The 14,664-nt window shown below is 43.2% G+C and carries 9 protein-coding genes; 8 read left to right on the top strand and 1 reads right to left on the bottom strand.

The window, feature by feature from the left end; translation table 11 throughout:
* Positions 1-122: 122 nt before the first annotated feature.
* Entirely contained in the window at positions 123-296 is a 174-nt protein-coding gene (locus tag FQ608_RS23480; protein WP_158860940.1) for a hypothetical protein, read from the bottom strand.
* A gap of 117 nt (positions 297-413) precedes the next feature.
* Between FQ608_RS23480 and FQ608_RS23475 the strand changes: the two genes are divergently transcribed.
* The 8 genes from FQ608_RS23475 (at position 414) to FQ608_RS23440 (ending at position 14,402) form a co-directional block, all read left to right on the top strand.
* Entirely contained in the window at positions 414-1,826 is a 1,413-nt protein-coding gene (locus FQ608_RS23475) for a Gfo/Idh/MocA family protein (RefSeq protein WP_158860939.1), read from the top strand.
* 108 nt (positions 1,827-1,934) lie between these two features.
* Positions 1,935-3,512 carry a sulfatase family protein gene (locus FQ608_RS23470; protein ID WP_158860938.1) on the top strand — a complete coding sequence of 526 codons (1,578 nt, stop codon included), beginning with the start codon at positions 1,935-1,937 and terminating at the stop codon, positions 3,510-3,512.
* Positions 3,513-3,792: 280 nt separating this feature from the next.
* Positions 3,793-4,386 (top strand): RNA polymerase sigma factor, encoded by a 594-nt coding sequence (locus FQ608_RS23465; protein ID WP_158860937.1) that lies wholly within the window; start codon positions 3,793-3,795, stop codon positions 4,384-4,386.
* Positions 4,387-4,525: 139 nt separating this feature from the next.
* Entirely contained in the window at positions 4,526-5,563 is a 1,038-nt protein-coding gene (locus tag FQ608_RS23460; protein ID WP_158860936.1) for a FecR family protein, read from the top strand.
* Between the two features lie 118 nt (positions 5,564-5,681).
* Positions 5,682-9,005, top strand: a complete 3,324-nt coding sequence (locus FQ608_RS23455) for a SusC/RagA family TonB-linked outer membrane protein (RefSeq protein ID WP_158860935.1) — start codon at positions 5,682-5,684, stop codon at positions 9,003-9,005.
* Between the two features lie 31 nt (positions 9,006-9,036).
* Positions 9,037-10,839 (top strand): RagB/SusD family nutrient uptake outer membrane protein, encoded by a 1,803-nt coding sequence (locus tag FQ608_RS23450; protein ID WP_158860934.1) that lies wholly within the window; start codon positions 9,037-9,039, stop codon positions 10,837-10,839.
* Positions 10,840-11,086: 247 nt separating this feature from the next.
* The gene (locus tag FQ608_RS23445) at positions 11,087-12,973 is read left to right on the top strand and encodes a sulfatase-like hydrolase/transferase (RefSeq protein ID WP_158860933.1); all 1,887 of its coding nucleotides are present in this window, start codon (positions 11,087-11,089) and stop codon (positions 12,971-12,973) included.
* Positions 12,974-13,001: 28 nt separating this feature from the next.
* Positions 13,002-14,402: an FAD-binding oxidoreductase gene (locus FQ608_RS23440; protein ID WP_234364358.1), complete on the top strand. Its 1,401-nt coding sequence runs from the start codon at positions 13,002-13,004 to the stop codon at positions 14,400-14,402.
* Positions 14,403-14,664: the final 262 nt, after the last annotated feature.

The following is a 14,664-nucleotide window of genomic DNA, read 5'->3' as shown; positions in this document are numbered from 1 at the left end:
GAAAAAAAAATCAGTTAATGGGATAATCCGGCCTGGTTTTTTTATATCATTACTTTTTGAAAAGCCAGATATCGGAAATTTTTGAATGCAGTCTACAGTTGAGGTAGGATTCTTCGGGAAGGTCAAAAATTACTTCCATATGTCCTTTCCTTGATGTTTCCAGCGGCACGGATGCATTCTTTGAAACTATGGGCTTCCTTGGAATAGGAGACATGTGAAAGCCTTTTATCATCTATACGGATAAGCGCATCCCCGGAGCCAAAAACCCGGATTTTGTATCCAGCAGCCGGGTCCAAGTTGTAGTATTGTATCGATACTCAAAATACCAAAAAACAAAAATGCCTTCCAAGTAAAGGAATTATTTACTATAATGCCACTTCAATTTAATACCAAATACGCAGGTAAAACCGATTATGAATAAAAAGAGAAGACAATTTATCAAAACAGGAACACTGGGTGTGGCAGGTGTTTCTTTGATACCCTCCATGGTGCTGGGAAAACCGCTGGGTTATGTGGCTCCCAGTGACAAAGTTGACTTGGCCGTCTGTGGTATAGGCAATAGAGGTGCGGAGATTATCCGTTCCCTTCATGCTACCGGTCTGGCAAATATAGTGGCCTTATGTGATGTGGACATGGGAGCTCCTCAGACACAGAAGATAATCGAAATGTTCCCCGATGTGCCTCGATTCCAAGATTTCCGTGTGATGTTTGATAAAATGGGAAACCAAATAGAGGCCATCACAGTAGGGACTCCGGATTTTTCCCATTTTCCGATCACCATGCATGCGATGGCGATGGGCAAACATGTATATGTAGAAAAACCCATGGCTCGTACTTTCCAGGAAATTGAGCTAATGATGGCCGGTGCTAAAAAGTACAAGGTGGCAACCCAGATGGGAAATCAGGGACATTCGGAAGGAAACTATTTCCAGTTCAAGGCTTGGAAGGATGCCGGTATCATCAAGGACGTGACTGCCATGACGGCCCACATGAACAGCAGACGCCGATGGCACGGTTGGGATGTGAATATGAACAGTTATCCACCTGCGGAGCCAAAGCCGTCTACCATGGATTGGGATACCTGGTTGTCTGCTATTGAGCAACATGATTTCAACAAGGATTTTCATAACGGACAATGGAGGTGTTGGTATCAATTTGGTATGGGAGCCCTCGGTGACTGGGGTGCGCATATCATGGATACTGCCCATGAGTTTTTAGATTTGGGACTTCCTTATGAAGTCAATCCGGTTAAGCTGGATGGACACAACCCTTTCTTTTTCCCCATGTCTTCTACGCTGGAATTTAAATTTCCCGAACGAGGAACAATGCCGCCGCTTACCATAACCTGGTATGACGGGATGAACAATATACCCCCAGTCCCAGAAGGATATGGCGTCTCCGAACTCGACCCAAATATCCCGCCACCAAGCACAGGGCAATTGCAGCCCGCTAAGCTGAACCCCGGAAAGATCATTTATGGCAAAGACCTTACCTTTAAAGGAGGTTCTCACGGCAGTACTTTGAGTATTATTCCTGAGGAAGCGGCAAACGACATGCAGTCCCAGCTTCCAGAAGTACAGGAAAGTCCTTCCAATCATTTTGCTAATTTCCTGAAAGCCTGTAAAGGGGAAGAGAAATGCCGGTCTTCATTTGACATTGCAGGACCATTGAGCCAGGTATTTAGCCTTGGTGTTATGGCTCAGCAACTAAATGAGAAGATTGTGTTTGATCGGGAAAAAAAGCAAATTACTAACCACCCGTTGGCTAATGCGATGTTGATTGGTTCTCCACCTAGAAAGGGATGGGAAGATTATTATAAAGTCTAATTTGATTTCATTGCCTGCCAAGCCCAAGCCCATCAAAGTTTGGCTTGGCAGGCAATTTCTTTTTGATTTAAGCTGAATTTAAGCCATTTTTAGAGGAAATTTGATCGTATGAATTATTTCTTCCAAGGTAAGATTTGCTTTAATTCTATAATAAGTGGTTTGTTTTTCCTTTTATTCACCCAGGCGTGTACACAAAATCCTGTCCAATCACCGGAACGTCTAAAACCAAACATCGTTTTTATTTTTGCCGATGATATGGGCTATGGTGATATTAGTGGGTTGAATGCCCATTCAAAAATTCGTACTCCTGCTCTTGATTCCCTCATTCAGGACGGTATGATTTTCACCAATGCCCATGCCAGTGCCAGCGTTTGCACCCCTTCCCGTTATGGTTTGTTGACTGGTCGGTATGCTTTCAGATCTCCCATGGCTGCCTATGGAATTTGGGGGTTTTCTCCTGTCGTAATCGAACCCGGTAGGGAGACACTAGCTACACTATTGAAAAGAGAGGGGTACACTACAGGGATCGCCGGGAAATGGCACTTGGGGGTAGACTGGCAGACCAAGGATAGCAATCCTGCTGTGTTGGATCCGGCAACTGGGTATTCCAATGTGGATTACTCCCTACCCATTCAATCCGGTCCCACTGATTTTGGGTTTGATTTTTCATTTATACATCCTGCTTCGTTGGATATTCCCCCCTATTTGTTTATCCGGGGCCAGAACGTGGTGGATACCGCTATGGTATTGACCACTGATATTTATCCAACCCGGCAGGATTATACCGAATATTCTTGGGACAAAAAGCATACGGATGACTTGGCAGTATATTGGGAGAAAGGCGTTTGGTGGAGGCAGGGAGAGATGTCCCGCAGTTTCCGTATTGAGGAGTGTCACAAAACGTTGGTTTCTGAGGGGTTGGGATTCATAAATAGGCAGGTCGAAGAAAAACCGGATTCCCCGTTTTTTCTGTATATGCCTCTTACGGGTCCGCATACACCCTGGGTTCCATCAGAAAAGCACAAGGGGAAATCAGGCATTGGTTTGTACGGGGATTTCGTCTTGGATATTGATGAGGTAGTGGCAAGGGTAAGGCAAACCCTGTCGGATAATAATATTTTGGACAATACAATCGTGGTTTTTGCCACGGACAATGGTGCATACTGGCCGGAGGTGGAAATTGAATTACATGCCCATGACTCCAATGACGGCCGAAGGGGTCAGAAGGGAGATGTTTGGGACGGTGGTCACAGAGTTCCGCTGATTGTTTCTTGGCCGGGCCATATTCAATCTGGATCAAAAAATACTTCCTTGATCAGTTTGACGGACTTTTTCGCTACTTTTTCTGAAATGACAGACCAACCCATTCCCAACGGGCAGGCAGAGGATAGCCAAAGCTTTTGGCCCGTTTTAAATGGTACAGCCAACCAATCTGCCCGCCAAGAGATGGTTCATCATTCTTCCCGTAATTTCTATAGTATACGGCATGGAGGGTGGAAATATATAGAAGGGTTGGGTTCAGGCGGATTTACCGATCCCGCAGTCATACAGCCCCAGGAAGGAGGTCCAACCGGCCAGCTTTACAAGGAAGATACTGACCCGGAGGAGAAAATAAATCTTTTTTCTGAGCGGCCGGAGGTTGTGAGTGAATTGGCAGAAATGTTGGATGAAATTAGGGGTAAATGATCTACCAACCTCTGCCAATAAAGTTTTTTGGCAAAAACGAAATAAAAAAATTAAATTTTCAACTATTTTCTGAGAGGATAAATTGGAGGATTCCCATTATTGACTCCATAAAATAACACCACTCTCAACGATACGTAACAGATTAATTCTATTATTATTTGTAAAATAACAAATGAATCATTTCTCATTCGTGCTTGATTCAATAAAATAAATCATATCTCTTTGATTTGAAATATATAATTTGTTAATTTCCAGAAGATATTTAAGCCCAAAATTTTCCATGGATTTCACCAAACAGACAGATGCGGATATATGGAAGTTGATTTCCAAAGGTAATAACCCTGCATTCGTTTATGTTTATGAAACCTATTCGGATGTATTGTTTCGGTATGGGTCAAGGATTACAACAGACAAGTCCCTGATCGAAGACAGCATCCATGATGTCTTTTTAAGGATTTGGACAAAGCGGTCCTTTCTAACTATTTCCTGTTCGCTGAAATTTTACCTGATCAGAGCATTCCGGAGAGATTTAATCAAGAAAGTTCAAGAGATTAGGAAGAAAAAATATACCGAAATCTCTGAGATGGACAGACATTGGGAGGTGTCATTTCAGGAATTGATTCTGGAAAACCAGATCATACTGGAATCCAACGAAAATGTCAAGGCAGCTATCAACCACTTATCTGACCGACAGCGTGAGGCAGTTTTTTTGCGGTATATAGAAGGGATGGAGTACCAGCAAATAGCAGAATTGATGCAAATAAAAGTGATTTCACTTTACAATCTCATCCAAAAAGCACTGAAAAATTTATCCCAATCCCTTATAAATAAACAGACCTATATAAAAAGTCTAGTTGTATTTTTTTGTATTTAACAAAATAAACTCAAATAGGTTGCCATTTTCACAACGATAGGAATTTATTTTTTCATTTAATTTATAATTTACACTTTTTGCAATCCGGACCAGTGTAATTCATAAATAAACGCCCTCTTAGTAGTATAACTTCTTAAATATGACTGGGGGAAAAAAGCAACTATTGGATTTTTTGGAGGATCCTTCTTTTAGGGAAATGGTGTTGAACGGGAAGCATGTGCTTTTCTGGAAAGAATGGATCAAATTGAATCCCGATCAAAAAGCTACCTATGATTTAGCCGTGCGTGTTCTTTTAGAAATAAATAAGGATTCTGAGGCTTGGGACTCCTCAACAAAGGCAGCCTTGTTAACAAAGATAAACCAAAACCGATTTAACAAATCGCCTGGCTCCGCAATCAATAGAATACCAGCGCTTCGCTTAATCGCAATGGTAACGTTGTTAATTGGAGGTATTTTATGGTGGTATACTGAAAATTATCAATCTTCAGGGAAAACCCTTACCGAACAATCTGCAGTGGATTTGGAATGGATTGTTAAATCAAACCCTCCCGGACAAAAATCGAAATTGATCCTTCCGGACGGATCAAACGTGACCTTAAATGCTGCCTCGGAAATCTCTTATTCCACTGATTTTGCGAAAAGGAATCGGGAAATTCATTTAAAAGGTGAGGCCTATTTTGAAGTGGTCTCGGATAGTTTATTGGCTTTTGAGGTTTTTGCGGGAGACCTCATTACTCGCGCTTTGGGAACATCTTTCAATATCAAAAATTACCCCGAGATGAGTCAACGGGTACAACTCACGTCAGGAAGAGTAGTGGTTAGTCAATCCAATGATCTTCTGGAAGCTATTCACCTTAATCCAGGCCAGGAGGTAGTGATGACTGCTATTAACAACCTAAAGACTCAGGACTTTGACATTGCCAAAGCAACCCTTTGGAAGGATGGAATTCTTCACTTTAACAGAGCAACCTTTCCAGAAGTCGTTTCTACCCTTGAACGTTGGTATGGCGTGAATATTACCACAGAATATTTGCCACGGAAATCATTAAGTGTGACGGCCGAATTTCAAAGGGATTATCTGGAAAATGTGCTTCATTCCTTGAGTTTCACATTTGATTTCAATTATTCTATCGAAAATAAAAATGTCACAATACAATTTAACCCAAAAAGCTTATGAACAATTAGACATCAAAAGCGGGCAATAGCCCAAAATTGGAGAAGACAGATCAGTTTCTCAGGCTTCCTCTGCCTTCTCCTTGTCCTACTGAATCTTTATCAATAAAACATCTAAAATTATGAAAAAAACATTATACTTACTGGGTATGATAGGAAAATTCTATCTATATGGATTCTTAATACAGCTCTTCTTCACTTCTATTATCCTCGCGTCAGATACCAAGGCTCAAGGATCGCTGGATTTAAAAGAGGTGAAAGTAACTCTTAACCTGGAATCCGCTTCTTTGATGGAAGCGTTTGATCAGATCAAGAAGAAAACTGAGTTTTATTTCATTTATGATCGACAGGAAATGCGAAACGCCGGCCCTATTAGCCGGGTTTTTCAAGAAGAATCTTTGGAAAATGTTCTTTATTCTTTGGCATCATCCCACAGTCTTTCTTTTAGGCAAGTAAATGAACGGATAAGTGTAAAGCTCAATAAGGCCCAAGGTGATCCGTTATCTCCAAGCAGCGAGGATATTTTTGTATCCGGACAGGTCGTGGATGCCGAAGGTCAGCCACTTCCCGGAGTTACAATTATCGTAGAAGGCACCAGCATGGGTACAGTAACTGATATCAACGGCAATTACTCGCTGAATGCAGACACAGGGAACGTGCTGGTTTTCTCCTTTGTGGGATTTGAAAGCCAAAAAATAACCGTTGGTAATACGGATAAAATTAACGTTCGTTTGGTCGAGGATGGACAAGCACTTGATGAGTTTGTTGTCGTTGGGTACGGTGAGGTAAAGAAAAGTGATCTTACCGGGGCGGTAGGTTCGGTGAATTCAGAGGATATAATTCGTCAAAACCCAGTTCAGGCGGCAAGAGCACTCCAAGGTCAGGTAGCAGGGGTAAATGTAAACCGCGTCAACTCCAGACCGGGATCAGATTACACCATCGATATTAGGGGACTTCAGTCCATCGGGTTTAGCAATGAACCCCTAGTGGTCATTGACGGTGTCATGGGAGGTAGACTAAATACGTTAAACCCGAGTGATATCGCATCCATGGACGTGTTGAAAGATGCCTCTTCCTCTGCCATTTATGGAGCTAGGGGGGCAAACGGTGTTATCATCATAACCACCAAAAAGGGAGTACAGGGTAAATCAAGGGTTACTTATGAAGGATATGTAGGGGTCAAGGCACCTGCTAATCTTCCGGACCTAATGAATGCCCAGGAATTTTACACTGCCTACAATGATGTGGTCACAGCAGAAAATCCAAATGCACAGGTAATTTGGACCACTGCTGAACTTGAGAATGTAGAAGCAGGCAGGTCTGTCAATTGGGTGGATGAGGTAACTGCTCCATCCCTCCAGTCCAGCCATGTAGTTGCATTATCCGGTGGAAATGAAAATACTACTCATTATTTTTCTGCGGGATATCTAAACGAAAAAGGCAATGTGCTGTATACTGGTTTTGAGCGGTTTAATCTTAAGGGAAGCGTAGACAGCAAATTGAATAACATAGTCAAAGTGGGTTTCAATACTTACTATACACATAGTATCTTGAGTACAGGGTCTTTTGAAACATTGAGAAATGCGTATCGTGCGAGACCTACGGGTACCATTTTTTACGATGACCTCACCAATCCCACCGAGACCAACGACAAAAATGTTGATGGATATGCATTTTGGATGGGAATAAAAGATAATCAAGTCAACAATCCAATACTTGAAGTTGCTGCCGAAAATTTCCAAGATGAAACGCGAGTTTCCAGTTTCTTGGGCAATGGATATGTGGAATTGACTCCTCTAAAAGGGCTTTCGATACGATCCTCATTATCTGCGTCATCCTTTTCTAGCCGGCGAGGGGAATATCGGGGTGCCGATTCCAAAAGCAGGCTAAACCGACTACCTAGCGCCGGTAATGAATTCAATCTCAACGGGTCCTATACCTGGGACAATATCATTACTTATAAACTAACATCCGGAATGCACGACTTTACGGTAACGGGAGTGCAAAGTGCATTGCAAGAGCGGTTTGAGACATCGGCAATTCGGGTGGAAAATTTAGCTTATAATTCCAGCTTTTATGCACTAAATACAGGAGCTATCATAAACAGCGTCAATAGCAACCTGGTGGAACGTTCGATACTTTCATATATGGGTAGGTTTAACTATATATTTAATGAAAAATACCTCTTTACGGTGACGGGAAGATATGATGGTTCCTCCGTCTTGGCAGAGGGTAATCAATGGGCATTTTTTCCGTCAGCAGCTATTGCGTATCGACTCGGAGATGAAGCATTTATTCAAAACCTAAACCTCTTTTCTGATTTGAAATTAAGGTTGAGTTACGGTAAAGTTGGAAATGATGTGGTTGCGCCTTACAGTACTCAGGCCTATATGAGCCGTAGTGCCTATGATTTTGACTCCTCTCCCGCTTTTGGTTATGCGCCCCGGAATATTGGAAACTCTGAGTTGCGCTGGGAAAACAGTGAGGAATTTAATCTGGGATTCAACTTGGGTTTTCTGCAAAACAGAATAACCACAGATATAGAATTGTACACAAAAAAAACCAACGACTTGATCCAAAATGTGGCCATCCCTACTTCTAACGGCTTTGGGGCAGTTACAGCAAACGTGGGGAAATTGGTGAATCGGGGAGTCGAATTGACCCTCAACTCTGTGAACATACAGAAGGGAAGCTTCAGATGGAGTACCAGCCTCAACTTTTCATCCAACCACAATGAAATTTTGGAGCTTTATGGAGGTACAGTGACTGAGGATATTGCAAATAGACTGTTTGTCGGACAATCGCTACGATCCAACTACTATTATGAATTTGATGGCATTTGGCAATTGGACGAAATCGAAGAAGCTTTGGTCTACGGCCAAGTTCCGGGGTCCGTCAAAGTCGTGGATCAGAATAATGACGGAATTATATCCTCTGCAGCAGGCATTGATGACCGAATAGTGCTTGGTAATGCCCTTCCCAAGTGGATGGCCGGTATTAGCAATACGGTGAATTTTAAAAACTGGGATTTTTCGGTTTTTGTCTATACCCGTCAGGGTGTCCAATTTAGAAATAGTCTGCTATCCGGAACAATGGGTGAATTGGGAAATAGCCGATACAACCGCCTGAATCTCAATTATTGGACAGAAACTAATCCCACAAACGATTATTTTGGGGTTTGGCAAAACAATCCTTATCGCGAAGCTATCCAATATAAGGATGCCAGTTTCTGGAGAATTTCAAACGTTACGCTGGGGTATAATTTCCCAAGTAATGTGCTCAATACATTGAAATTCAATAATTTGAGACTGTACGGTCAGGCAAACAACCTGTTTATATTTACCAAAGAGAAAAATACGTGGATGGATCCTGAATTTAACTCAGGAACCTATCAAGATGACGTGCCTCATTCCATCTTCCAGTTTGGAGTAAGTGCATCTTTCTAATCCTCTTAATACACATTTAAATACGAACACCATGAAAATATATAGCTATAAAAAAATAGTAGGAATATTTTTCCTTTACATTTTGGCGACAGGGTGCCAAGATTTCTTGACAGAGGAGTCGATTTCAAATATTACCACTGATTCCTATGTAGGAACTGAGGCGGGCTATGAAGATTTAGTAAAATCATGTTATCCCTTGTTACGGGATTTTATACTTCAATATCCGCTTGCCCTACCAGGGACCGATATTTTCCAAAATGCCATCTGGAGTGTGAAAGCAGTTGGGCAAGGGCCGGCACTGGATACCTATGTCAATATCACCTCTGAGGCATTTATTGGTCCGTGGGATATATTTTATCGAGAAATCGGCAGAACCAACGCAGCCCTAAGCCGTGCGGAAAATGTTACATTTGCCAACCCGGCAACCAAAGCTGCCAGGGTAGGGGAGGTCAAGTTTCTCCGGGCTTTGTCGTATTTTTACCTTGTGCAGACTTGGGGAGATGTCCCCATGCCATTGGAAGAGACAGTGTCCGCAAATAAGGCAGTGGTCCGGGAGTCTTCAGCCAATGTGTATGCTCAAATTATCAAGGATCTGACTGAAGCTGAGGCCGACCTTCCGGTGGTTGCCTCCAATTACGGAAGAGTGACAAAGGGCGCAGCCCAGTTTCTTCTTGCCAAAGTATACCTCACAAGGGGTTGGAATTTTCAAAATTCCTTGGGAGGGAGTCCCGCTGACTTCAATAAGGCACTAGAATATGCAGATAAAGTAATTGCAGCATATCCATTGGTGCCGCAATACAACACGCTTTTTCCGAAGCGGTCAGAAAACCCGTTAACTCAATACACTGGAGCACAGGAAGCCAAGAATAGTGAAGTTGTATTTGCTATTCAATACAATAATGACGTCCTCACCAATGCGATGGAAGGTAGCAATAGAGAACCTGGCAATTACTATCACTCCATTTTCCCAGGAAATAGTGATTTGATAGGAGGCAAGGGCCGCACAAGCGACTACAACCGCCATCTCGGACAAAATGAACCCTCTCCCGCGCTGTACCGAATGTTTGATCCAGAAGTGGACAGTAGATATTCCCATAATTTCCTTCGGGTAATCTATGCATTGCAGGCTGTAAACAATTATGCCTACAGCTTCACAGATCCAAGTCTTACAGTAAGTTACGCCGTTGGAGATACTGTGGCATACTGGACCCCTTGGAACAAACCGGCCACCGGCCCTAACAAAGGGATAGATGAAGGAGGCACAAAGAAGTATGCCGTAATGAATCACGACCAGATTATCAGTGGCGAAATGATCTCCCGACTCACCGCTTTCAGGCCTTCCATGTGGAAGTTCTGGGAACCTAACATTCAGTATGGAGATGGCCACGGAACCTTTGACTTTGCATTATTCCGTTCGGCGGAAGCGTACTTGTTGGCAGCCGAGGCGATCGTAAAAGGAGCCACAGGAGGTGCCTTGGGTGGAGCGGATGTCTATTATAACAAGGTCCTTGACAGGGCAGTGGGAGTAGGAGTGGACCCGTTGCGGGCTAAGAATCCAGAGGATCTAACATCGATGGAAACTGAGTCGTATAGGGCAACTCCTGCAAATATTTCCATAGACTTGATTTTGGACGAAAGTGCCCGCGAGCTTATGGGTGAATTCAACAGATGGTTTGATCTGAAGCGCACCGGAAAACTAGTTGAGCGAGCAAATAAGTACAATTTTTGGACGAAAACTACCGGAAACCTTTCCGAGGTACACCTACTTCGTCCAATTCCCCAACACGAAATTGACCGTTCTCAGCCCCCAATATCTCAAAACCCCGGGTACTGATCCGAGTATTTATTTGAATGCCAGAAAAAGGGACGCTTTAATAATAGGGCGTCCCTTTTTTATCAAATGATAGTCAGGAGACCATTAAATATTAACGAGTTGAATTGAGACGTATCATAATCAGTCCGAACTACATTTGCTCAGGCATCCATAGAATCTTCACAGCAAATGCCAATTTAATACTGTTTAATTTCTTGATTCCATGGGGTTTTTGATATCTTAGTAGATAGAAAAAAACGCTGATTTGATGAAATACTCTTTTTTGTTGGGAGGAATTTTTCTTTGGTTCTCATGTGCTACACCATACGAAGAATTACCTCCGCCTAATATCCTATGGATTTCCCACGAAGATTTGAGCCCTATCTATGGCTGCTATGGGGATGATTACGCCCGAACCCCCAATATTGACCAATTGGCAACAAAAAGCACACGCTTTAATAAAGCCTATTCCAATGCCCCAATTTGTGCGCCCGCCCGTTCCACCTTGATCACGGGTATGTACGCTACCTCATTGGGTACGCAGCATCTGCGGTCGGAAATACCCGTTCCGGAGGAATTAAAAATACTGTCCGAAGTCTTAAGAGATGCGGGATATTATACAACCAATAACGTCAAAACTGACTACAACTTCAGTCATGAGGGTCGGTGGGATGAAAGCAGCAATACAGCCCATTGGCGAAATCGTCCCAACGGGAAGCCTTTTTTCAGTGTTTTTAATTTCATGATCACACACGAAGGACCTACCAACGCACTCCGATCCTCCGATACCGAGATGCTTGAGGTGTTCAATGATCCGTCAGAGGCAAGCCTACCACCTTACCTTCCGGATTCCCCTAGGATGAGGGAAATTTGGGCCCATATGTATGATTTGTTGGCGGTGTTTGACATAGGGGTAGGAAATTTATTGGCTGAGCTTGAAGAAGATGGGTTGCTTGAAAATACCATCGTTTTTGTTTTTTCTGACCATGGCCATGGCCTGCCTGGTCATAAACGGTGGCTGAACAACGCCGGCCTGCAAATCCCTTTTATCCTACATATTCCCGATAAATACAAACATCTAGCCCCAAACCTCCAAATAGGTGAAACAGACCAGCTTGTTGCCTTTGTAGATTTTGCACCTACCGTGATCAAGTTAGTAGGAGGAGAAGTGCCTCAGATGATGGAGGGGACCGATTTTCTGGGAAAAGAAACCGTACCCAAGGAATATATCTTTGGATATAGGGATAGGGCAGACGACTGCTATGAAGTCTCGCGCTCCGTATCTGATGGCAGGTATATCTATATCCGGCATTTTATGCCTCAACTTCCCTATTATCAGGAGGCCGTTATATTTAACAAAGGAGGGAGTTATGAGGAGATCAACCGGTTACATAAGCTCGGGCAACTCACCGATGCGGTATTGAGAATGAAGCAGGAAAAACCCGTTGAGGAGCTGTTTGACTTACAAGAAGATCCATTCGAACAGGAGAACCTAATCGATAAGCCGGAACACGCTCAATTGGTGGATCAATTCAGGGAGAAGGTAACTTTCTGGATGGTTAAGCACCGGGATACGGGAATAATCACGGAAGGTGAAATGATGTTGGGTTCCATGGCTGAGGGCATATCTGTGTATGATTATGCCCGGAGCTTTTCCGAGGAAAAATTTCATGAACTGGTAACTGTAGCTGATTTGGTAGGCAAAATCGAAAACCCTAAGGAACTGATACCTTTTTTTGGAGCTTCTGAAAATGCTGCCCGTTTTTGGGCGGTAGTGGCGGTCGACGCCTATCAGGGGGACGGTTCCCCATTCTGGCCCCATCTAAAGAAATTGCTTGATGATCCTTCTTTACCTGTCGCCATCAAGGCTGCGGAAGTATTGGTGAAAAAAACAAATGATCCGGTCGCCCTGCAAACCCTGGAAAAGATACTCCATGAACCCTATGAACCCTTGGTGTTGCAGGCAGCTATATCTGTCAGGCAGTTGGGGGATAAAGCCATGCCGCTTATTCCGGCTATACAACAGGAAATTTTCCCCAAATATTCCGGGGATATTTGGGATCGCTATAAAAGCTGGAGTTATCCAATGTTTATAGGAATGGCGCTGGATCAGACCCAAATAAACTGCGGGGTATCAATCCCAATCAAAAAATGATGGACTGGACCAACATATTTTCCTTTATGTGATTAATCTACCTAAAAACAAGGAGTTTTTGGATCGATTGGAATTGATCCTAGGAAAAGGAAACATCCTTACCGGAAAGACTGTGTCCGAACGCAGTCACCATATCTGGATTCTTGATCAGCCCCTGCAAGCTCGGGCAGTAGTATTCCCACAATCCACGCAAGAGGTATCCGAAATAATGATCCTCTGTAAGGAACACCATCAGCCTATTGTGGTTCATGGTGGAATGACCAATATGGTCGGAAGTACGGAAACCCAGGGCAATGAGCTGGTTATTAGCATGGAAAAGATGAACCGAATATTGGATATTGATACCGTCAGCAAAACGGTTCTGGTGGAGGCGGGGGTCATTCTGGAACATCTGCATCAATCAGTAGAGCTGGAAGGGCTGATGTTCCCGGTTACCTATGGTGCGAAAGGATCGGCACAGATAGGAGGGATGATCGCCACCAATGCTGGTGGATTGCGAGTATTTAGATATGGGATGACCCGGAATTGGGTGTTGGGACTGGAGGTTGTTTTGGCTGACGGAACAATTATTTCATCCCTAAAAAAATTGGTTAAAGATAATTCAGGGTTGGACCTCAAGCAGTTGTTTATAGGCTCCGAAGGCACCATGGGCATCATCACCCGTGCCGTGTTGAAACTGATGGTAGGTCCAAAGAGCAGGAATACAGCCGTTATAGCGGTTGCTACTTATTCGCAGGTAGTTAGTTTTCTGCATTTTATGGAAGGAACATTAGCGGGAACCCTAACGGGATTTGAGCTGATATGGAAGGATACTTATACTGCGATGATAGGCGTGTTAAAAGGCAAAGGGGTACCGTTGCCGGTTGGCTATCCCTTTTATGTGTTGGTGGAAAAGTCTGGAACGGAGCCGGAAAAGGATAGGGAGACGTTGGAGAATGTACTGGTGAAGGCGTTTGAAAAAGGATTAATTCTGGATGGCACTGTCGCCAGATCCGAGTTGGAGCAACAGCTTTTTTGGCGAATCCGGGAAGATGTGGACCATATCGTGGCCATGTGTACGCATGACCAGCATTTTGATGTCAGCCTTCCCATTTCCCAAATTGACGTCTATATATTGGAAATATCGGAGAAACTGAACTTGGTTCCGGAAGTCGACAGGTATTTTGTGTATGGGCATATGGCAGATGGCAACATTCACCTCATTGTAAGTAAGACGGAAGGTAGTGCGGAATTAAAAGAGCAGGTTAATCGAATTATCTATTCACCGTTGCCGGGATTTGGGGGATCCATTTCTGCAGAGCATGGCATAGGAGTTCACAAAAAAAAGTATTTGTCCTATTCGAGATCTTCGGAAGAAATAATCTTGATGAAATTATTAAAGAGCACATTAGATCCTACCAACTTATTGAATCCCGGTAAGATATTTTGACCTATTTATTCTGAATAGCTGCGTATTTCTCGAAATTCAAGTTATATTTCTGTTATTGTAGTTTAATTTTATCGAAGTCAAAAAACCAGTAAACCCGATATACCATGCATCCTATTACCCGATCCACTGCGAAAATTACCAGTTTTCTTGTTCTAGTTGTATTGATGAGTTTTTCAAGTCTGACAGAAAATGATCGGCTCAATGATCCCCCGACTGGGTGTAGTATCCACTCAATGGTATTAAGTTAAGGTAAATCCGGTGA

The organism is Lunatibacter salilacus, from assembly GCF_009797935.1.
Lineage (GTDB): Bacteria > Bacteroidota > Bacteroidia > Cytophagales > Cyclobacteriaceae > Lunatibacter > Lunatibacter salilacus.
Note: the sequence above shows the minus strand (reverse complement) of the source record. Positions and strands in the feature narration are given on the sequence as shown.

What these genes read in the sequence shown, in the direction of transcription:
- FQ608_RS23455 (WP_158860935.1), top strand. Translation starts at nt 5,682, where the DNA reads ATGAAAAAAACATTATACTTACTGGGTATGATAGGAAAATTCTATCTA.
- FQ608_RS23445 (WP_158860933.1), top strand. Translation starts at nt 11,087, where the DNA reads ATGAAATACTCTTTTTTGTTGGGAGGAATTTTTCTTTGGTTCTCATGT.
- FQ608_RS23450 (WP_158860934.1), top strand. Translation starts at nt 9,037, where the DNA reads ATGAAAATATATAGCTATAAAAAAATAGTAGGAATATTTTTCCTTTAC.
- FQ608_RS23470 (WP_158860938.1), top strand. Translation starts at nt 1,935, where the DNA reads ATGAATTATTTCTTCCAAGGTAAGATTTGCTTTAATTCTATAATAAGT.
- FQ608_RS23465 (WP_158860937.1), top strand. Translation starts at nt 3,793, where the DNA reads ATGGATTTCACCAAACAGACAGATGCGGATATATGGAAGTTGATTTCC.
- FQ608_RS23460 (WP_158860936.1), top strand. Translation starts at nt 4,526, where the DNA reads ATGACTGGGGGAAAAAAGCAACTATTGGATTTTTTGGAGGATCCTTCT.
- FQ608_RS23475 (WP_158860939.1), top strand. Translation starts at nt 414, where the DNA reads ATGAATAAAAAGAGAAGACAATTTATCAAAACAGGAACACTGGGTGTG.